Annotated in this window: 21 protein-coding genes; 14 read left to right on the forward strand and 7 right to left on the reverse strand. The window is 57.6% G+C overall.

Features of this window, described 5'->3' with window-relative positions; genetic code table 11:
- Positions 1-45 precede the first annotated feature (45 nt).
- The 4 genes from ANT_RS02195 to ANT_RS02210 are packed head-to-tail and all read left to right on the forward strand — an operon-like array spanning position 46 to position 3,739.
- Positions 46-2,409 (forward strand): MGH1-like glycoside hydrolase domain-containing protein, encoded by a 2,364-nt coding sequence (locus ANT_RS02195; protein WP_013558871.1) that lies wholly within the window; start codon positions 46-48, stop codon positions 2,407-2,409.
- 33 nt (positions 2,410-2,442) lie between these two features.
- On the forward strand, positions 2,443-2,790 hold the full coding sequence (locus ANT_RS02200; protein ID WP_013558872.1) for a cyclic-di-AMP receptor: 348 nt from the start codon (positions 2,443-2,445) through the stop codon (positions 2,788-2,790).
- Positions 2,791-2,792: 2 nt separating this feature from the next.
- Positions 2,793-3,059, forward strand: a complete 267-nt coding sequence (locus tag ANT_RS02205; protein ID WP_013558873.1) for a cyclic-di-AMP receptor — start codon at positions 2,793-2,795, stop codon at positions 3,057-3,059.
- A 26-nt stretch (positions 3,060-3,085) separates the two neighbouring features.
- Positions 3,086-3,739 carry a DUF4013 domain-containing protein gene (locus tag ANT_RS02210; RefSeq protein WP_013558874.1) on the forward strand — a complete coding sequence of 218 codons (654 nt, stop codon included), beginning with the start codon at positions 3,086-3,088 and terminating at the stop codon, positions 3,737-3,739.
- Between the two features lie 57 nt (positions 3,740-3,796).
- Here the strand turns inward: ANT_RS02210 and amrA are convergent, their stop codons facing one another.
- Entirely contained in the window at positions 3,797-4,372 is a 576-nt protein-coding gene (gene amrA / locus ANT_RS02215) for an AmmeMemoRadiSam system protein A (protein WP_013558875.1), read from the reverse strand.
- A 32-nt stretch (positions 4,373-4,404) separates the two neighbouring features.
- Positions 4,405-4,908 carry a flavin reductase family protein gene (locus tag ANT_RS02220; RefSeq protein WP_013558876.1) on the reverse strand — a complete coding sequence of 168 codons (504 nt, stop codon included), beginning with the start codon at positions 4,906-4,908 and terminating at the stop codon, positions 4,405-4,407.
- Between the two features lie 182 nt (positions 4,909-5,090).
- Here ANT_RS02220 and ANT_RS02230 point away from each other — a divergent pair, with 182 nt between their 5' ends.
- The 6 genes from ANT_RS02230 (at position 5,091) to ANT_RS02250 (ending at position 9,503) form a co-directional block, all read left to right on the forward strand.
- Positions 5,091-6,227, forward strand: a complete 1,137-nt coding sequence (locus tag ANT_RS02230) for a M4 family metallopeptidase (RefSeq protein ID WP_013558877.1) — start codon at positions 5,091-5,093, stop codon at positions 6,225-6,227.
- Positions 6,224-6,544, forward strand: a complete 321-nt coding sequence (locus ANT_RS02235; protein WP_013558878.1) for a protealysin inhibitor emfourin — start codon at positions 6,224-6,226, stop codon at positions 6,542-6,544. Before ANT_RS02230 ends, ANT_RS02235 begins: the two co-directional genes overlap by 4 nt.
- A 231-nt stretch (positions 6,545-6,775) precedes the next feature.
- A complete protein-coding gene (locus ANT_RS16910) occupies positions 6,776-7,021 on the forward strand; it encodes a 4Fe-4S dicluster domain-containing protein (RefSeq protein ID WP_013558879.1) in 246 nt (81 codons plus the stop codon).
- Between the two features lie 11 nt (positions 7,022-7,032).
- Positions 7,033-8,148, forward strand: coding sequence for a 3-methyl-2-oxobutanoate dehydrogenase subunit VorB (gene vorB, locus ANT_RS02240; protein ID WP_013558880.1), 1,116 nt, complete (start codon positions 7,033-7,035; stop codon positions 8,146-8,148).
- A 12-nt stretch (positions 8,149-8,160) separates the two neighbouring features.
- Entirely contained in the window at positions 8,161-8,943 is a 783-nt protein-coding gene (locus ANT_RS02245) for a thiamine pyrophosphate-dependent enzyme (protein ID WP_013558881.1), read from the forward strand.
- Between the two features lie 14 nt (positions 8,944-8,957).
- Positions 8,958-9,503 carry a 2-oxoacid:ferredoxin oxidoreductase subunit gamma family protein gene (locus tag ANT_RS02250; protein WP_013558882.1) on the forward strand — a complete coding sequence of 182 codons (546 nt, stop codon included), beginning with the start codon at positions 8,958-8,960 and terminating at the stop codon, positions 9,501-9,503.
- 72 nt (positions 9,504-9,575) lie between these two features.
- Here the strand turns inward: ANT_RS02250 and ANT_RS02255 are convergent, their stop codons facing one another.
- Positions 9,576-12,095, reverse strand: coding sequence for an ATP-dependent Clp protease ATP-binding subunit (locus ANT_RS02255; RefSeq protein ID WP_013558883.1), 2,520 nt, complete (start codon positions 12,093-12,095; stop codon positions 9,576-9,578).
- Positions 12,096-12,438: 343 nt separating this feature from the next.
- Here ANT_RS02255 and rplS point away from each other — a divergent pair, with 343 nt between their 5' ends.
- From rplS to ANT_RS02275, 4 genes are all read left to right on the forward strand, one after another.
- Positions 12,439-12,786: a 50S ribosomal protein L19 gene (gene rplS / locus ANT_RS02260; RefSeq protein ID WP_013558884.1), complete on the forward strand. Its 348-nt coding sequence runs from the start codon at positions 12,439-12,441 to the stop codon at positions 12,784-12,786.
- A 101-nt stretch (positions 12,787-12,887) separates the two neighbouring features.
- Entirely contained in the window at positions 12,888-13,616 is a 729-nt protein-coding gene (locus tag ANT_RS02265; protein ID WP_041454520.1) for a gamma-glutamyl-gamma-aminobutyrate hydrolase family protein, read from the forward strand.
- A 15-nt stretch (positions 13,617-13,631) separates the two neighbouring features.
- On the forward strand, positions 13,632-14,453 hold the full coding sequence (gene murI, locus ANT_RS02270; protein ID WP_013558886.1) for a glutamate racemase: 822 nt from the start codon (positions 13,632-13,634) through the stop codon (positions 14,451-14,453).
- 17 nt (positions 14,454-14,470) lie between these two features.
- The gene (locus ANT_RS02275) at positions 14,471-15,022 is read left to right on the forward strand and encodes a DUF3090 domain-containing protein (protein WP_013558887.1); all 552 of its coding nucleotides are present in this window, start codon (positions 14,471-14,473) and stop codon (positions 15,020-15,022) included.
- Positions 15,023-15,087: 65 nt separating this feature from the next.
- Here ANT_RS02275 and ANT_RS02280 read toward each other — a convergent pair whose 3' ends face one another.
- From ANT_RS02280 to ANT_RS02295, 4 genes are all read right to left on the reverse strand, one after another.
- Positions 15,088-15,954, reverse strand: coding sequence for a carbohydrate ABC transporter permease (locus tag ANT_RS02280; RefSeq protein WP_013558888.1), 867 nt, complete (start codon positions 15,952-15,954; stop codon positions 15,088-15,090).
- 12 nt (positions 15,955-15,966) lie between these two features.
- Positions 15,967-17,304: a carbohydrate ABC transporter permease gene (locus ANT_RS02285; RefSeq protein WP_013558889.1), complete on the reverse strand. Its 1,338-nt coding sequence runs from the start codon at positions 17,302-17,304 to the stop codon at positions 15,967-15,969.
- A gap of 84 nt (positions 17,305-17,388) precedes the next feature.
- Positions 17,389-18,738 (reverse strand): ABC transporter substrate-binding protein, encoded by a 1,350-nt coding sequence (locus tag ANT_RS02290; RefSeq protein WP_013558890.1) that lies wholly within the window; start codon positions 18,736-18,738, stop codon positions 17,389-17,391.
- A gap of 80 nt (positions 18,739-18,818) precedes the next feature.
- Positions 18,819-19,829, reverse strand: a complete 1,011-nt coding sequence (locus ANT_RS02295; RefSeq protein WP_013558891.1) for a LacI family DNA-binding transcriptional regulator — start codon at positions 19,827-19,829, stop codon at positions 18,819-18,821.
- Positions 19,830-19,927: the final 98 nt, after the last annotated feature.

Raw genomic sequence — 19,927 nt, forward strand, 5'->3', positions numbered from 1 at the left:
ACGGCTTGAGGATGTGCCTTTTGGAGAGCATGGTACAATCATTTTATGCGCTCATGGAAATTGAACGGAGATTCCCCCCTGTTCCTGACACTGGCGGCGAATGCGCGGGTTACTTCCACGACCTATTCAAATGACATCATCTGGGCTTTGCAACTGGGAGGCGGCGAACCGCCTGCTCTGGCGGTGACCACCACGCTGGGGTTGCGCGCCGCGCAGATGCGCCTGTTTCCTATCTTTCGTTTTGGTCAGCAAACTGTTCACGACCCGGCGGAGTTTCATCGCTCTCCACAGGTCACCCAAATCCTGCCCGGTTACCTTTCGATTAGTTTGTCTCCCTTTGAAGGGGTGGATGTGCAGTTGGAGTACCGCGTGGACTCGTCGCAAACGCTGGCAGGGCGGGTGCGGGTGCTCAATCGTAGTGTGCTGGCACAGGAAGGCTGTGTGGACTGGGCAGGACTGCTGGAACCGTTAGGTTACGGCGTGGGACTGGGGATTCTGCCCATGGGATTGAACACCGTTCTGCAGGGCAATACCAGCGACCTGGCGGTGGTGGTGTTCGTCTCCGGTGGAATTCAGCCCGGGAAGGGGGTGTATCCTTCGCTGTGCCTGCCCATCAACCTGTATCCAGGGGGGAGTGTTGCCTTTCACTGGGCGGTTTCGGTTGCCGCTGAGACCGAGCAGGCCTTTGAACAAGCCCGCGAAGCCACCCTGCAGGCATGGGACGCCGTCACGGCGCGCATTGAATTACAGAGCACCGCTGACCTCATGGAGGTGAGCACTCCCAATCCAGAGTGGGACGCGCTCTTCTGGCAGGCGCAGGTTGCCGGGGTTTCTCTGCTACAAACGCGCACCGATGCCCTGCCCGAAGATTCCTTTGTTCTTACCCGCCGACCTGATCAGGGGTATTCCCCCCGTGGTGATGGCAGTGACTACCCCTACCTGTGGAGCGGTCAGACGGCATTTGACAGTCTCTATCTGCTGGAAGTCCTGCCCGGCATTCCCGATTTAGGCAGTCGCCTGTTGCGAAATTTCGCCGGCACGGTGGACGAACAGGGTACGCCTATCTGGAAGCCCGGCCTGGGCGGTCAGCGCTCTACCCGGCTGGCGCTCCCTCTGTTGACGCAATTGTGCGATCTCGAAGCCCTCTCTGCAGAAGAGGCAGAAACGCTCTTTGCCATGGGATTCCGTCTGGTGCAGGCATGGTTGGATTACGAACATGACCGCGATCAGGACGCCCTGCCCGAATACCAGCATCCTCTGCAAACCATGCTGGAAAATCATCCCCTCTTTGACCTCTGGCATCCGCTATCGCAGGGAGTAAGCATTGAATGGGTGGAGTCGCCAACTTTGGGAGCCATGTTGTTTCGCGAGGTGCGCAGTTTGTTGAAACTGGCGCGTCGCCTGGAGCGGGGTGAGGAGGAAGCCTGGCTGGAAGCCAAAGCCGCGCTGTTGTTCGCGGCGGTGCAGTCCTGCTGGGATCACCGCAGCGGGGTGTTCCGCTACCGGGATATGCAGTCTCACCGTGCGCCAGCCGCCCGTGAATTGCTGTCCTTCAGCGGTTCGGGGACGTTCAAGCCCAAACGCCAGCCACTGAAGCCGCAGCGTCTGGTGGTGCAGTTGTTCGCTCCCGAATCGCATACCCTCTCGGCAATTGTGCGCCTGCGTGGCATCAACGCCGTGAATGAGGTTGTGCAGGAAGAGTTTTCCCCGCGTGAGATTTCCTGGCAAAACGGGGTGGGGCGCTTTACCAGCCGCAACCTGTTTGCCAGCGTGGAAGAAATTTCGGTCAGCGGCGTTCCAGGTAGAGATCATGGCAAAGTGCTGGCTGCCGGGTTGGACGTGGTGGACATCAGCCTGTTCCTGCCTCTGTGGGCTGGGGTGGTAAAGGACAAGCAAGCCAAAACGCTGGTACAGAAGACGCTTTTCAGACACATGCTGCATCGCTTTGGCTTTCCCATGCTGGCAGGCAGGCAACAGGACGCTCTTCCCGAGTGGCAGGCGGTGTCTTTGCCCTGGAATACCTGGATTGCGCACAGCCTTCTTGATTTAGGCATGCGACGAGAAGCCTCCGATTTGTTTTTGCGTTTCATCCAGCCTGTGCTGGGTGCACTTAAGTCCCGCCACAACTTTTATCAGTACTATCATGCCGAAACCGGCGCGCCGCTGGGCGAAGCCGGGCATCTCTGGGGCATGCCCCCTTTGAAATTGTTCCTGCGCATTGCGGGAATTGAGAAAATTACCTCTCATCTGGTAGAAGTGCGCGAATTTAATGCTTTTCCTTTCCCGGTTACGGTAAAATATCAGAGAATCAGTGTGACACGGGAAGGGAATACCACGACCGTGCGGTTTCCGGGACATCCTGCTTACACGGTCACCGGCTCGGAAGCCCGACGCATTGCCTTGACCTGAGGTCCTTATCCGCTTTTGGAGAAAGGAGGATGAATGAGCGCGGAGTTTCCAACTCAACCCATTCGCCTGTGGATTGCCGTGGTGCAGGCGCAGGACGCCGAAATTGCCCGCGAAGCCGTGGAGAAGTTGGGATTGCATGTGGAGCGGCTTCCCAGTGTGGGTGGCTTTTTGGGGCGGCGCAATGCCACCCTGATCATCGGCGTACCGCCGGAGAAGCAGGAACAGGTGGAACAATCCCTGCACGAAAATTGTCGTCAACGGGTGGAGTTCATTGCCATCCCGTTGGAAAGCGCCCCCCTGCCCATGCCTACCCCCACACCGATCACGGTAGGTGGGGCGACTGTTTTCACCCTCGAAGTGGATCATTATGAGGAGATTTAGCCATGAAACTGATTCTTGCTATTCTGCGTGATATTGATCATGATGCGGTCTCTCAAGCCCTGACCTCCGCCGGTTACCGGGTAACCATGATTGCTTCGACGGGTGGTTTCTGGCGGCGTGGAAACACCACTCTGATGGTGGGGTGTGAAGATGAGCAGGTTGAACCCGCCCTGCAAATTATCCGCAACAATTGTCAGACACCCGCCGAACCCGGCACTCGCCATGCCACCATCTTTGTGATTAAAGTGGATCAGTACGTCCACTTTTAGCCATCCTGGAAAAGAGGAAAGTTCTTATGGATTTCGCCAAGCCTTTTACCTTTGTCTTTGAAGATCAAAACTGGCTTTCCAAGATTGCCCTGGTTGCCGTGATTTCGTTGATCCCGGTGGTGGGTGTGCTGGTTCTGTTGGGCTGGGGGTTGGAAATCACCCGCCGGGTGATTCGCGATGAACTCCCGATTTTGCCCGAAGTGGATTTTGGCAAGCACCTGGGCGATGGTTTCAAGGGGTTTGTCATCGGGCTGGTGTATTCTGTGCCTATGCTGGTGCTGGTGATTTTAATGAGCGTGTTCAGCGCTGCTCTGAGCAATTCTTACAATACCGACTTTGCCAACGCTGTTCTGATTCTGCTGGTGGTATGTCTGGCACTGTTTATTCTTCTGTACGGGCTGGTGCTGAACTTGCTGGCGCCGGCGGCGTATGCGCGCTTTGCCGCCACCGGAAGCATGAGCGCGGCGTTCCAGTTTGGTGAGGTTTGGCGCACCGTGACCGCTAACCTGGGTGGCTATGTGCTGGTCGTGCTGGCGACAATTCTTGCCGGGTTCATTGCCGGACTTGGCTCGATTGCCTGTGTGATTGGGGTGATTTTTACGGGCACATATGCCGCCGCGGTTCTGTATCACTTCTACGGGCAAGCCTATAAACAGGCGCGGTTGAATCGCTCGCTGTAATTTCTGTGAAGAAGAAAGAGAATGAGCCCCCCAGCGCCCGGCTGGGGGGCTTTGGTTTTATTCGTGAAATTCTTCCACTTCGTAGGTGTACACGTCCAGTTTCTTTTTCCGCCACAAACTGGCAGGCGCGCCCATCTTCTGGCACAGGTGGCTGAGAAACTCTTCCGGGTTGGGAATCTTCTCCCATACCTGCGGCAGGAAAGTCGCCCGGCGGATGCCATCGCGCAGGATGACGCCGTCCACGTGCGGTCTCAGCAGGCGGGGCAGGTCTTCGGGGTTCTCATAGGGTAGGGGGCGCGGCGGAGTCAGGCGGGAAATTTCAATCTTGAGATGATCTACTTCATGCGGACGCACCGGGGGAAAGCGGTAATCTTCCAGCGCGGCGGCGACGGCATGCTCGCGCACGTCTTCCACCAGTGGTTGATAGGCTTCCAGCGCGCCCACGCATCCGCGCAGTTCGCCGCGCGCGTCTGTCAGGGTGACAAAGCACACCCCCGGTTCGAACAGTCGCGCCGGGTAATCTTCGGCACGGATTTCCGGCAGAGGCTTGCCGTTCACCGCGGCTTCGATGGAGCGGCGCGCCAGTTGTAACAGCAAGCGGCGTTCCTCTTCGCTCAACGGCTCTCGAGACATGCTTCCCTCCCTTCTTCACCAGCCCCCAGAAGTTAGCACTCTTTCAGACAACGGTATGCCCGGTTGACGTACACCAGCGGTTCGCCGTCCTCGCGTATCCACACCTGCTCCACCTCACCGATAAACAGGGTGGAGTGGGGCATTTCGTAGCAGTGTACCACACGGCATTCCAGCGCCGCCAACCCATCGCTCAATAAAGGAATTTCTCCGGAAAGTGAAAATATCTGCACATCGTGAAAACGGTCGCCGTCTTCGGGAATGCGCCCGGCAAAGCGGTCGGAGAGATTCTGCTGGTGGATATCCAGAATGGTCACCCCGAAACGCCCGGAGGCGCTGACCAGTTTGTGCGTGCGGGTGGTGTTTGCCAGTGTTACCGTCACCAGAGGCGGGTCGAGGGAAACGGAGACGAACGAATTGACGGTCATGCCGTGGCGTTTGCCCTCATGTGCGGCGGTGACGATGGAAACCCCCGTGACCCAGCGGCGCATGGCACGGCGCAGGTCTTCTCCACGGGGGGAAAGGGTGAGTTCAGTCATGATTTTTTCCTGTTGTTGCAGTTTTTAATTTGTTTATACAAAGGGAAGGGGCTTCCGTCAAGGGGAATGGTAAGGGTTTTGGCTTGGGGATCAATCCTCAAAAAGTCTTGTGTTTTGCCTTTCCTCGGGCTATACTGAATTTGAACAAGAAGAGTCCATAATTTGTCTGTGGAGGTGAAATCTTGTCTCACCGTCATCCTCTTTTCTGTGTCATTCCGCCCTACATGCTGGAGCGCATTGCCGAGAAGGGTACTGAGGTGCAACAGGAGCGCGCCAGACAAGCCCTGGCGCTTTCCGAGCAGATGCGCGAACAGCGCCAGAAAGTTGCCGTGCGCGCCGAAGCCCTGCGGACAGCCGGACCAGCGGTACGCCAGCGTTCGGTGCATTCGGCGCAGTATTTGAGCAACCTGCCGGGTGTGCTGGTGCGCGCCGAAGGGGCGGCGCCCAGCGGCGACCCCGCCGTAGATGAAGCCTACGACGGCTCCGGTGCCACCTACGACCTGTTCTGGGATATCTATCAGCGTAACTCGATTGACGGCGCGGGCATGCCGCTGGTCTCAACCGTGCATTACCAGCAGGGGTATGACAATGCCTTCTGGAACGGCTATCAGATGGTGTATGGCGACGGCGATGAGGACCTGCCCGAAGAAGATCGTCTCTTCAACCGCTTTACCATTTCGCTGGACGTCATCGGGCATGAATTAACTCACGGTGTTACCCAGTACACGGCGAACCTGACTTACGCCAATCAATCCGGGGCGCTGAACGAATCTTTCTCGGATGTGTTTGGCTCGCTGGTGCGCCAGTATCAACTGCGCCAAACGGCTGCCGAGGCGGACTGGATCATCGGTAAAGGACTGTTTACCGCCAACGTCAACGGGGTGGGACTGCGCTCGATGAAAGAGCCCGGCACAGCCTACAACGACCCCATCCTGGGCAAAGACCCTCAGCCCGGGCATATGCGCGATTACGTCACCACCACCCGCGACAACGGCGGAGTCCATATCAACTCGGGCATTCCCAACCATGCGTTTTACTATGCGGCAATCGAGATGGGCGGGTATGCCTGGGAAAAAGCCGGGCGTATCTGGTACGTTACTCTGCGCGACCGCCTGCGTGCCGGTTCGACCTTCCAGGATGCCGCCAATCTCACCTTTGCAGTGGCGGGAGATCTGTTTGGGGTGAACAGTCTGGAGCAACAGGCGGTCAAACGCGCCTGGTCGCTGGTGGGCATCGAAGTCACTGGCGATGGCGGCGGCAACGGTAATCAGAATCCCGGCTGTCTGGATGCTTTTATCCGATTGTTGAGGGGAGTATGATTATTCAGGTGGAGCGCACGGGCGGTTTTGCCGGATTGACCATGCAAGCCATCATTGATACCGAACATCTTGACCCGGAAGAGCGTGAAGAACTGGAAGAACTGGTAGAGAAGAGCGAGTTCTTTCGCCTTCCCCCGCGCCTGAAGGTGCAGACCATGGCGGTGAATCAATTTGAGTATGTGATTACCATTGAAGACGAGTTTCAACGCCATACCCTTGAAGCGCACGAAGAAGCCCTTGACCCCCGGCTGAATGAACTGGTGCAACGGGTCCTGCGTTTGGCGCGGCGCAAGCAGCGCGAGAAAAAAGACGATTGATCTGAGGCTTGTGGGTTTTCTTAGAACAACCTGCCTTTTCCCTGAAGAAGCGGGAAGGCAGGTTGTTTGAATTTGGATGCACAAACTGCCTGAAGGTTACATGAAGATTGTTTGCCTTCCTGCGGAAACTTATCACTACCTTTTTTATCGAGAATTGCGCCATAATGAAGGTGTGCGCAAAAAGCGCACAGATTTTGTCCGAGTTCTCAAATTTTCACAGGAGGACTGCGAATGCCCGTACAGGGACGTATAGTTGTCAGCGATTTGTATTGTAAGGGTTGCGAGTTGTGCGTCGCCGCCTGTCCTCAACACGTATTGCGCCTCTCGCCCGATCGTCTCACCGCCAAGGGATACCATCCGGCGGAACTGGCAGGACCCGGCTGCACCGGCTGTGGCATTTGTGCGGTAGTTTGTCCGGAAGCCGCCATTACCGTGTACCGGCAAAAAGCGCCAGCCCGCAAAACCGCTGAGGCTTAGGAGGAATACCCATGGCACGTGAATTGCTGAAAGGGAATGAAGCCATTGCCGAAGCCGCTATCCGCGCGGGGTTGCAGGCATATTTTGGCTACCCCATCACGCCGCAGACCGAACTGCTGGAATGGATGTCCAAGCGCATGCCCGAGTTGGGACGCGCCTTTGTACAGGCAGAGTCCGAACTTGCGGCCATCAACATGGTGTACGGAGCGGCGTGTACCGGGGCGAGAGTGATGACATCTTCATCCAGCCCCGGTATCAGTTTAATGATGGAGGGGATTTCCTACATCATCGGCACCGAAGTGCCTGCCGTGCTGGTGGATGTGATGCGCGGCGGTCCGGGCTTGGGCAACATTGCCCCGGCGCAGAGCGACTACAATCAGATTGTGCACGGTGGCGGGCATGGCGATTATCACCTCATCGTGCTGGCGCCTGCCAGCGTGCAGGAAGCGGTGGACCTGACCGTGCTGGCGTTTGACCTGGCGGAGAAGTACCGCACGGTTGCTGTGGTTCTGCTGGATGGCTCGCTGGGTCAGATGATGGAACCGGCAGAACTTCCCCCCATGCGCCCGGTGAAGACCGTGTATCCTGAATGGGCGGCAACCGGCATGATGGGCAAGCGCGAGAAGAATATCCTCACCAGCATTTACCTCAACCCCCCTGATGAGGAGCAGACCAACCTGCGCCTCTTGCGCCGCTGGCAGGAGGTGGAAGCCAACGAAATCCGTTTCAAAGAGTACTTCATGGACGATGCCCGCTATGTGGTGGTTGGCTTTGGTTCGGCGGGACGTGTGGCGCTTTCGGCAGTACGCGCCGCCCGCGCCGAAGGCATCCCGGTGGGCTTGCTACGCCCCATTACCCTCAGTCCTTTCCCTTATGCTCATATTCGCAAATTGGCAGAACGCGTGGAGGGATTCCTGGTGGTGGAGATGAACGCCGGACAGATGCTGGAAGACGTGCGCCTGGCGGTTTCCGGACAGAAGCCGGTGGAGTTTTACGGGCGCCTGGGTGGGGTGATGCCCTTCCCGGATGAAATCCTTGCCGAGATTCAGCGCATCGCTTCCGGTGGATTGACGCTGGAAGGGCACCCGCGCGAACGCTGGCTTCAGCGCATGAATGGTAAGAATTAGGAGGTAGGCGCGATGGTCATGGAACAAATTCTTCCGGAGGAAATCGTCTATCAACGCCCTGAGGCGCTGGCAGATGTGAATACACATTACTGCCCCGGGTGTACGCATGGTGTTGCCCATCGCCTGATTGCCGAGGTGATTGACGAAATGGGCATCCGCGACCGCATGGTCGGCGTTGCCTCGGTGGGATGTTCGGTGTTTGCCTATAACTACTTTGATTTTGACTGGGTGCAGGCGCCGCATGGACGCGCCCCCGCCATGGCAACCGGCATCAAACGCGTGTTGCCCGACCGTTTTGTGGTCACCTACCAGGGCGATGGCGATATGGCGTCTATCGGCATGGCAGAGGTGGTGCATGCCGCCGCCCGTGGGGAGAACATCACCGTGTTCTTCATCAACAACGCCAACTACGGCATGACCGGTGGACAAATGGCGCCCACCACTTTGCCCGGTCAGCGCACTACCTCGTCGCCCAGCGGGCGCGACGTGGAAACCGCCGGGTATCCCATCCGTGCCGCCGAATTGCTGGCGACGCTGGAAGGGGCTTCTTATGTGGTGCGCCGCAGTCTGCACGACCCCAAGAATATCCGTCTGGCAAAGAAAGCCATCCGCACCGCGCTGGAGGTGCAAGCCCAGGGGCTGGGCTTTTCCATGGTGGAATTCCTCTCCACCTGCCCGACGAACTGGGGCATGACCCCGGTGGATGCGCTCCACTGGCTTGAAGAGCACATGATTGAGTATTATCCGCTCGGCGATTTCAAAGTCGCTCCAACGGTGGCGCAGATTCGCATCTAAGGGAGGAAACAGATATGCAGACAGAAATCATCGTTTCCGGGTTTGGCGGGCAGGGTGTGCTGTTTGCCGGACAGTTGCTTTCTTACGCCGCCATGGATGCGGGTAAAGAAGTGACCTGGATTCCCTCGTACGGTCCGGAAATGCGCGGCGGTACGGCGAACTGCACGGTGGTCATTTCCGATGAAGAGATTGGCTCGCCGCTGGTCAAGCATCCGCAGGCGGTCATTGCCATGAATCTGCCTTCGCTGGATAAATACGAGCCGCTGGTCAAGAGCGGCGGCGTGCTGATTGTCAATGCCTCGATGGTCAACCGCCAGCCCGCCCGCACCGATATTCACTGGGTGATGGTGCCGGGCAACGAGATTGCCGAGGAACTGGGTGACCGCCGCATGACCAACATGGTGATGCTCGGCGCACTGCTGGCTAACCTGCCCATCCTGTCGCTGGAGGCACTGGTCCGGACGCTGGAGGCGCACATGCCTGCGCGGCATCAACGTTTGCTGCCTCTCAACATTGAAGCCATCAAGCGCGGCGCGGAGTATCTGGCGGTTAAAGCGTAGCGCTTCCTTCAAGGCAATCGAATCAACACACCCCCGACAGACAGCCGGGGGTGTGATTTTTGGAGGTTGATTTTAGCCTACGTTGAGGGCTTGTTCAGGCTCTTGAGGGCTTTCCTCTGAGCGGCAGAGGATGATATCGTTGGTCTCGGGATCGAGATCCACCAGCACCTCATCGCCGGGGTTGAATTCCTTCGCCAGCACCAGATCGGACAGGCGGTCTTCCACCTTGTTCTGGATGACGCGGCGTAACGGACGCGCGCCCATTTCGGGATCGTAGCCCTCTTCTGCCAGTTTGTCCAGTGCGGCTTCGGTTGCCCGCAGGGTGATGCCATTTTCCTTGAGCCGCTCCGCCACCTTGTTGAGTTCCAGGTTGACAATCTGGCGGATGTGCTCGCGGTTGAGGGCCCGGAAGACGATGACCGAGTCCAGACGGTTGATGAACTCGGGGCGGAACACCCGCCGCAGGGAGTCGAGCAGTTTCTTGCGCATGTCCTCATAGGCTTCCTGCTCTTCTTTGGTCTGGTCCTTCGCCAGCGGGAAGCCCAGCGAAGTCTGGCGTTTGATCATATCCGCGCCGATGTTCGAGGTCATGATGATGATGGCGTTGCGGAAGTCCACCTTGTGCCCCTTGGCATCCGAGAGGTGCCCCTCTTCCATGATTTGCAGGAGCATGTTGTGGGCTTCGGGGTGGGCTTTTTCGATTTCATCGAACACCACGATGGAGTACGGGCGGCGGCGGATGGCTTCGGTAAGTTGACCGGCTTCTTCGTAGCCCACGTATCCGGGCGGCGCGCCTACCAGACGGCTGACGGTGTGGCGTTCCATGAATTCGCTCATGTCCAGTTGAATGAGGGCTTCCTCGCTCCCGAACATGAAGCGAGCCAGGGCTTTGGTCAGTTCAGTCTTGCCAACGCCGGTGGGACCGAGGAAGATGAACGAGCCGATGGGACGGCGCGGGTCTTTCAGTCCGGCGCGGGCGCGGCGCACCGCTTTGGCGATGGCGTCAATGGCTTCGTCCTGTCCCACAATGTGTTTGCGCAGTTCTTCTTCCATGTGGAGCAAACGCTCGGACTCTTCGGTTGCCATCTGCATCACCGGCACGCCCGTCCACATGGAGACCACCTCGGCGATGTCGTCGGCAGTCACCTTGGGGCTGGCGGCGCGATCCCAGCCGGTGCGCAGGCGCTCCAGTTGTTCTTCCAGTTCGGCTTCTCTCTCCAGAAATTCCTGCGCGTCGTCCATGCGCCCATCTTCGACGGCAAGGGCATGATTCTGGCGCACCTCGCGCAGTTTCTTCATGATCTCGCGGGCAGTTGCCGCGGCACTGCTCTTATACATGCGCACCCGCGAGGCGGCTTCGTCCACCAGGTCAATGGCTTTATCGGGCAGGAAGCGGTCGGTGACGTAGCGCGCCGAAAGTTTGGCGGCGGCTTCCAGGGCTTCATCGGTGATGGTCAGGCGGTGATGTTCCTCGTAAGCCGTCTTGATGCCCTTGAGGATTTCGATGGTTTCCTCAATGGAAGGCTCGTTGACGATGATGGGCTGGAAGCGGCGCTCCAGCGCGGCATCGCTTTCGATGTGCTTGCGGTACTCGTCCAGCGTGGTCGCGCCGATGACCTGCAGTTCGCCGCGCGACAGAGCCGGCTTGAGGATGTTGGCGGCATCCACCGAGGAACCCGCCGCGCCTGCGCCGACCAGCATGTGCACTTCGTCAATGAACAGGATGGCGCCCGAAGATTTCAGTTCGTCAATCACCCGCTTGAGGCGTTCCTCGAACTGACCGCGGTACATGGTGCCAGCCACCAGCGAACCCACATCCAGTTGCAGGACGCGCTTGCCCAGCAACAGCGGCGGCACATCGCCTTCGACGATGCGCTGAGCCAGCCCTTCGACGATGGCGGTCTTGCCTACACCGGGCTCACCGATGAGCGCCGGGTTGTTCTTGGAACGGCGCGCCAGAATTTGAATGACGCGCTCAATTTCCATCTGACGTCCGATGACCGGGTCGAGTTTGCCTTCTTCGGCTTTGGCGGTTAAATCCACCGCCAGTTGATCCACCAGCGGAGTTTTGGGACGTTCCTTTTCCTGCCGGGCAGAGGCAGGGCGTCCGCTTGCCGGGGCTGTTCCGGCGGGCGCGCCGGTGGGTGCAGAACTGCTTTCCTGCAGGATGCGCCGGGTTTGGCGGCGGATTTGCTCGGCGGTGACGCCCAGTTTACGCAACACTTCCATACCCAGTCCATCGGTGGAGCGCACCAGCCCGAGCAAGAGGTGCTCGGTGCCAATGTAGTGATGCCCCATGCGGCGGGCTTCTTCAATGGCGTATTCCAGTACCTGTTGAGTGCCGGGAGCGAGGTCGATTTTCCCGCCGCGGTAGGTGCCAATGCCGCCCAGGCGCTCGACCATCTCGCGCACACGGTCAGGCTCCAGTCCTAACTCGCGCAGAACTCGACCGGCAATTCCACCATCTTCCTCGATCAAGCCCAACAGTAAGTGTTCCGTGTTGATTGTGTCCTGGCGCAGGCGCTCGGCTTCCTGATGAGCCAGACTGAGCACGCGCCGCGCCCTTTGGGTAAAACGTTCCATTCCTGACATAGTGGATCACTCCTCTTTCCTCAACCCCACTTACCTGCAAAAGGTTCGCGCGGGGTTCCCAACCAGACCCGGGAACGGGAGAGAGAAAACCTGTATTTCCTGATCGCCCCCCTCTCCACAGTTTCCCGCATGTATGCAACTTTCATGCTCTGATTCTACCATCAACCAAAGGTTTGTCGAGTCACCTGTTTTAGCGATATAATCTTTTTCCGGGGTTGGGGGTGAGGTGAAAAACGGGGTGAAAAAACCCTTTACCTGTCACCATTCCCATGATATAATCCCGCCTTGCGCCTACGGGCGGTACTGAAATGAGCCATTATAACCATGGAAGGATTATTTAACCATGAGCGAGCAAATTTTGAAAGCAATTGAACCCCAGCCCAATCCGAACGTTCCACCGTTGCGACCCGGCGACGTGGTGAGTGTGCATGTAAAAATCAAAGAAGGTAACCGGGAGCGCGTTCAGGAGTTTAAAGGCACAGTCCTGTTTACCAAGAACGCGGGTGCCGGTTCTACCTTCACTGTGCGCCGCGTGGCTTCCAACGGCATCGGTGTGGAGCGCACCTTCCTCACCTACTCGCCGCGCATTGAGAAGGTGGTGGTGGAACGCCACAGCAAAGTACGCCGCGCTCGTCTGTTCTACCTGCGCAATCGCACGGGTAAGAGCGCCCGCCTCAAACAGCGCTTCTAATCCTCATGGTGGTGTAAACTTTAAGGTGCAGTCTGATTTGACTGCACCTTTTTGTGTTTCAGTTTTTGACGCATTGATGTTTTACCCTGATGGAGGAAGAGATGACCTTGCCCTTGATTGGAATCACCAGCATCCGAAAAGAGGGAGAACCGGGTCAAACCCACTGGTATTCTACCCCTTTTTCCTATATTCATGCTGTTCAACGTGCGGGAGGGATGCCTGTGTTGATTCCGCCGGTGTACCCGGCGGAAAAACTCCCGGCTTTGTTGCAACGCCTGGATGGGGTGTTGCTGATTGGCGGCGGCGATATTGACCCTAACCTGTATGGGGGAGAACCCCACCCCCGGGTGTATGACATTCAGGCTGAACGGGATTCCTTAGAAATAACCCTGGTACACCTGGCGCTGGAAACGTCTACGCCCCTGCTGGGCATCTGTCGGGGGGCGCAGGTGATGAACGTTGCCCTTGGGGGCACGCTGTACTCGGATATCGCCGATCAAAAGCCCGGCGCATTGAAGCACGATTATTATCCAGACTTTCCCCGCAACACCCTGGCACATGCCGTGGAGATAGAGGCTCAAAGCCGGCTAGCACAGATGCTGGGGGGGACGCATTTTGAAGTGAATAGTTTGCATCACCAGGGCATTTCCAAGGTGGCGCCCTCTCTGCGGGTGACAGCGCACGCCCCGGACGGTTTGGTGGAAGCGGTGGAGGTCGAGGGACATCCCTTTGCCATTGGGGTACAGTGGCATCCGGAGTGGTTGCAGGAACATGCTCCCCAACGGGCGTTATTCTCGGCGTTCATTCGAGCCGCCAGCCAGCGAAAATAAGGATACAATACGGCTATGATTGGCGTGTTCGATTCCGGAGTAGGCGGGCTTTCGGTTCTGCGCGCCATCCGCGCGCTCATGCCTGCCGAGCCGGTCATCTATCTGGCGGATCAGGCACACGTGCCGTATGGACCGCGTCCGCTCGAAGAAGTGCGCGGCTTTTCCCAGTCCATTGCCCGTTTTCTCATCGCCCAGGGCGCCCGGGTGATTGTGGTGGCGTGTAATACCGCTTCGGCGGCGGCGCTTTTTCACCTGCGCCAGACCTTCCCGGAAACGCCCTTTGTGGGCATGGAACCGGCGGTCAAACCCGCCGCCGAGACCACCCAATCGGGGGTGGTGGGCGTGCTGGCAACTCCGGCAACCTTCCAGGGGGCGCTGTATGCCTCGGTGGTGGAGCGCTTTGCCCAGGGGGTGACGCTGTTGCAGGATACCTGTGCCGGACTGGTTCAGCAAATTGAGGCTGGCAACCTGGCGGGGGAGGAAACCCGCCGGATTCTGGAAAATGCTTTGCTTCCCATGCTGGCGCGCGGTATGGATACGGTAGTCATGGGATGCACCCATTACCCCTTTGTCATTCCCCTCATCCAGCAGATTGTCGGCGAGCAGGTGCGGGTGATTGACCCTGCCCCTGCGGTGGCGCGCCAAACCCGCCGGGTGCTGGAAGCGCACGGCTGGCTGGTGGAGGGAAATCAACCTGCCCCCGTGCGTTTCCTGACTACCGGAGATGGAGAGGCTTTCCGGCGCATGATTCGTCAACTGCTGGGGGAACTGTTCCCTGACCCTCAGGTAGAGGTGATACAGTGGGATGAGCAGATACAGCCGGAACTGGTATACTAAAAGAAAGGAATTGAGGTATGCCGCGTTTTGAACTGGACTTGAATCCGGTGGATCACATTACCACCGATGCGATTGGACAGCCCGGCAAACGGGTGTTCTACATTCAGGGCGTGAAGGACGATCAGGTGGTCACGCTGATTGTGGAGAAGATTCAAATTCAAACCCTGGCACTGGGGGTGGAGGAATTTCTACAGGAAATTGCCAACCGTTTTCCCCATCTGAGCGCGCCTGCGGCGGAGTACGATGAGTCCAAAATGCACATTACCCCGCCGGTCGATCCGCTCTTTCGGGTGGGCGAACTGGCGCTGGCTTATGACTCTGACAATGACCGGGTGATCTTAATCGCCCGTGAACTGGTGGCAGAAGAGGAAATGGGGGAAGATCCCGCCTCTATGGAAGAACGCGCGGGGGTGGTGCGCTTCTGGTGCACGCGCTCGCAGATTCGCGCCATGGCGCGCTGGGGCTTGGAAGTGGCGGCGCGCGGTCGTCCGCTTTGTCCCTATTGTGGCGAGCCGATGGACCCCGAGGGACACTTCTGCCCCAAACGCAACGGACACAAGAAGCATTAGGAATATCGGTTAAAAAAGAAACGCCCGCAGAGTATTTTGCGGGCGTTTGTGTTTTAAGACCTGTTTTATTTGCTTGACCCTAAGGTCAACCCCTGGATGAAGTAGCGCTGGAGGAAGACGAATACCACCAGCGTGGGAATGGTTGCCAGTAGCGCTCCGGCGGTAATGACGGGCCAGTCGGTATTGTACTGCCCGCGCAGGGTTGCCAGACCCGCCGTTACCGGGCGCAGGGTGTCGGCGCGGAGCAGGATGATTGCCCAGAGGTAATCGTTAAATACCCAGGTAAATTCCAGGGTTGCCAGCGCCGCCAGCGCCGGCAGGGTCAGCGGAAGCACAATTTGCCAGTAGATGCGGAACTCACTGCACCCATCCACACGGGCGGCGTCCAGAATATCGCCGGGGACGGTGCGCATGAAATTGCGCAGAACAAAGGTGCAGAAGCCCAGTTGGAACGCCGTGTGGATGAGAATCAGCGCGCCGTACGAGTCGTACAATCCCAGGGCATTGGTCAGGCGGAAGACCGGAAGCATGAGAATCTGGAACGGCAGCATCGTGCCTGCCACGAACATGAAGTACAGCGGCAGGTTGGCTTTGAATTTGAAGCGTGCCAGCGCATACGCTCCCATCGAGGACAAAAAGAGCATGCCGAAGAGCGAGGGGATGGTGATGATGAAACTGTTCAGCAGGTACTTGTTGACCCGCGCATTGACCCACGCCTTGACAAAGTTCTGCGTGGTGACGGTCTGCGGTATGCTCCAGAACCCGTGCGTGGTGATGTCATCCATGGTGCGGAAAGAGGTGACCACCGCGGCGATGACCGGCAGAAGCCAGAGCAGGGCAAAGAGGGTCAGCAGGGTGTATTTGCCCCCGCTTTTCAACCATCCCAGCGAAGGGACGCGGTTTTGAGAAACAGCGGATGAAAGTGCGCTCATCTTGACCACCTTTTAATATTCCAGTTCATCGCGGATGACGATGCTCAGGTAGAAGCCGATGAACACCATGCTCAGAAAGAACAGCACCACGGCGATGGCGGCGGCGTAGCCCATGCGGTAGTTGTTGAAGGCTTCAATGTACATGAAGTTTGCCAGCACCTGAGTGCTTTGTCCTCCGCGTGTCATGATTGCCACCAGGTCAAACGCCCGCAGGGAGTCGATGACCGAGATGACCACCACAATGGTGGTAACCGGCGCCAGCAGGGGGAAGATGACATGGCGGAACAATTGCCAGCGGTCGGCGCCGTCCACATGAGCGGCGTCAATCAGCATGGGATCTACATTTTTTAGCCCTGCCAGGTACAGCACCATCACGTAGCCCACCTGCCGCCACACCGCCGCGGCAATGACGCACCAGATGGCTAATTTGCGGTCGCCCAGCCAGCCGGGTAAATCCGTCGCTCCCAGCAGGCTCAGCAGGCTATTAATGAGTCCCAGACGGGGGTTGTACACCCACGACCAGATTAAGCCAATGACGGGCAGGGAAAGCACCAGCGGCAGGTAAAGGCTGACTTTGTAAAAACGACTGCCCCACATTTCCTGATTGAAAATCATTGCCATCAGCAAACCCAGGGTAGTGGGGACGGAGATGAAAATTAACAGCCAGCGGATGTTGTTGACCAGCGCCTCGGTGAAGTTACGGTCACGGGTGAACAGCCGCTGGAAATTGGCAAATCCGATGAACCCCGGAGTGGATACGCCGTCCCAATTGGTCAGGCTCAGGTAGAAGGTGTAAAAGGTAGGACCGATAATCCACACCAGGTACAGAGTGAGAGAGGGAATCAGAAAGAGATAGGGGATGAAACGCGGATCGATGCCACGGCGGCTTCCCTTTCGGGGCTGGAAGAGACGGGCTACTTCCGGACCGGTGATGGGGAGATTGAAGAGGGTGAGCAGAAGCGAGAACAGGGAAATCCAGAAGCCCACCCCAGGGGTGGCTTTTCCACCCAGCAATGAGGGTTCTACGAAAATACGGGCAAAGTAGAGCAAGCCCAGAAAAGCGCAAAATGCCGCCAACAAAGCCGCCAGGCGGTCGCGTTCAGGGGTCAGGATGCCCCACAAGCCAAACCCCAGAATCCCCAGGGTGGCGATGGGAATGAGCCAGATGAGCGGAGCGGGAATTGCCCCCGGAACCTGATAGAGGTTATCCGAGAAAATCCTTGCCCCGTTTTGGGCGGGGGCCGTCCCAAACCATGGCAGAAAAATGAAGGTGATTAATAAAAGCGTGCCGAGGACAAGGGTAAAAAGGTTGGCGGTGGAATAATCGCGCATCGCACGGGAAGACGGCATGTCGCACCTCGCAGGGTGAGAGAGGGAAGGACGGGCTCTCTATGCGTATAACCAGAGAGCCCGTCCAGAACTCAAATCAAATCTTTACTGTCCTTCGGACAGAATGCGCTGGCGCTCGGCTTCCAGATCAGCCAGAATCTGGTCAATCTGGGTCGGGTCATCCCAGAAGCGCATGAAGCCATCCATACCGGCTTCCGCCATCGGCGGAGTGGTGTCGCGGTCGTAGAACTGGGCAATGTAATCGGCAGACTGAATCAGTTTGATGCCTTTCTGCGTGGCGGGTGTGGCTTTGGAGATGTCCACATCGGTGCGGGTGGGCAGGCGTCCCAGTTCCTCAAAGGCTTTCTGCTGGACTTCCTTGGAGCCGAGGAATGCCATGAAGGCTAACGCGCCCTCGGGGTTGCGCGCCGTGGCTGAAGCAAAGTAACCGTCGGTGGGGGCGTCTTCGCCAACCGGCAGGTTCGGGTCAATGATGGGGAAGCGGAAGAAGTCCAGATCGGCTTCTGCCTCATCCGGGTACGAATCGGTGATGAACGCGCCCATCAGATACATGGCGGCTTTGCCCTGCACCATCGGGTCAATGGCTTCTTGCCAGTCGTAAGCGGCGGGGTCTTCAATGAAGCACTTGTGGTCAATCAGTTCCTTCCAGTAGTCGAAGACCTTGCGTACTTTGGGATCAGTGTAGGGGACTTTAAGGTCGGTCAGGTCAATGTGGAACTGCGGACCGTTGACGCGCATGTTCAGATAATCGAACCACGCCGCGGCAGGCCATTTGAAGCGCGCACCGATGGTGATGGGGGTGATGCCCTTGGCGTTCAGTTTGTCGCAGGCGTCCAGCAAATCCTGCCAGGTTTCAGGCTCTTTTTCGATGCCAGCCTCGGCAAACAGGGACTTGCGGTAGTAAATTGCCCACCAGTAGTAACTGGTCGGCAGGAAATATTTCTTGTCGTTATAGGTTGCCAGCGCCTGGAAACCGGGAGCGTACACCTCGTTGAGTTTGGCATCTTCCCACATCTTGGTCTGGTCAAGGATTAAGCCCTTGTCGATGAAGAAGCGGGCGCGGTTTCCGGCGAACCAGGTCAGCACATCCGGGGCGGGATCGGCGGTCAGGTAAGCGCGGATGGCTTGCTTGAAGTCCTCGTGGGCGATGATGGAATGTTCTACCGGCATCTCGGGATGGGCTTCGTTCCACATCTTCACCACGCTCTCATCGAAGGCGCGCGGTTTGGGATCGCCGTTGTACGAGTTGTAGGTGATGACGTTAGCTGTCACCACCTTTTGCACCTCAACGGTCTTTTCCACAACTTTTTCTTTTTCCACCACGACTGTCTCAACAACCTTTTCGGGGGTGGGGGTAGCGGCGGGCGCGCAGGCGCTGAACACCATTACAACCAGCATTAACATGCTGAACAGAGTAAAGAAACGGATTTTCATACAGACTCCTTCCTCCTTGAGAAATCACTTGGATATTGAAAAATGTTTGAAAAAACTGCTTCCTGTTCTGAAACGAAGCATCACCTCCTTTCCTGAAAAGCGCAGGTAGATTTTCGGACAATCAACTGCGTGGGGATGACGGTGTGACGGGGCGGCAGTTGAGGATTTTTCAGCAATTCCAGCAAAAGACGCGCCGCCTGGCGTCCCAGTTCAGCGGTGTCCTGGCGTATGGTCGTCAGGGGTGGATCAAAGTAGGATGCCAGAGGAATGTCATCAAAGCCGATGATGGAAAGGTCTTCGGGAATGTTCACGCCGTGATCGCGTGCGGCGCGGATACAGCCAATCGCCATGCGGTCATTTTGGGCAAAAATGGCGCTTACCCCCTGCGGGTAAAGCGCCTCAAAAGCATGGTATCCAGAGGTTGCGCTCCAATCCCCTTCAACAATCCACTCGACAGGAGAGGTTACCCCCCTTTCCTGCAGGGCTTTGCAATATCCTTCCATGCGTTCCTGTACGCTGACCTGATTTTGTGGTCCGGTAATCATGCCGATGTTTCGATGTCCCAGTTCCAGCAGGTGGCGGGTTGCCAGCCAGCCGCCCTGACGGTTATCGCTGTCCACAGTGTGGGGTAAATCGGAGATGCGCCTCGGAGTGATGCATACTACCGGCGCTTCGTGCGCCAGTTCGGCGTGATGCTCCACCAGAGAAGGTCCCACGACAATCATGCCGTCCACGCGCTGATGACCGAACAATTGATTGACCAGTTCGGCGTAGTTGCTGTTTTCTCCCGCCGAAATGGCGAGGGTAAAGTAGTTGTGCTGGCGGGCTTCCGACTCGGCAGCGTCCAGCATGCTGGAAAAGGTGTAATCGGTGAAGTTCAGTGCCACAAAAGCCAGCGTAAAGGTGCGTCCGTATGCCATGGAGCGCGCCAGTGAACTGGGGCGGTAGCCCAACTGCAGAATGGCGGCTTCTACCTTCTGGCGGGTCTCTTCAGTCACGCGCTCATCACCGTTGATGACACGAGAAACTGTCTGGTGGGATACGCCCGCCAGCGCGGCAACGTCGCGGATGTTGGGACGGGATCGTTTCATAAAGGCTCAGGTGTGGGATGTGACCGGTCATGTTACCGGTCATCTGAAAATAGTATAGAAAAATACTGAAGGTTTGTCAACAGGGAATTTTACAAATC

Source organism: Anaerolinea thermophila UNI-1 (assembly GCF_000199675.1).
GTDB classification, from domain to species: Bacteria; Chloroflexota; Anaerolineae; order Anaerolineales; family Anaerolineaceae; genus Anaerolinea; species Anaerolinea thermophila.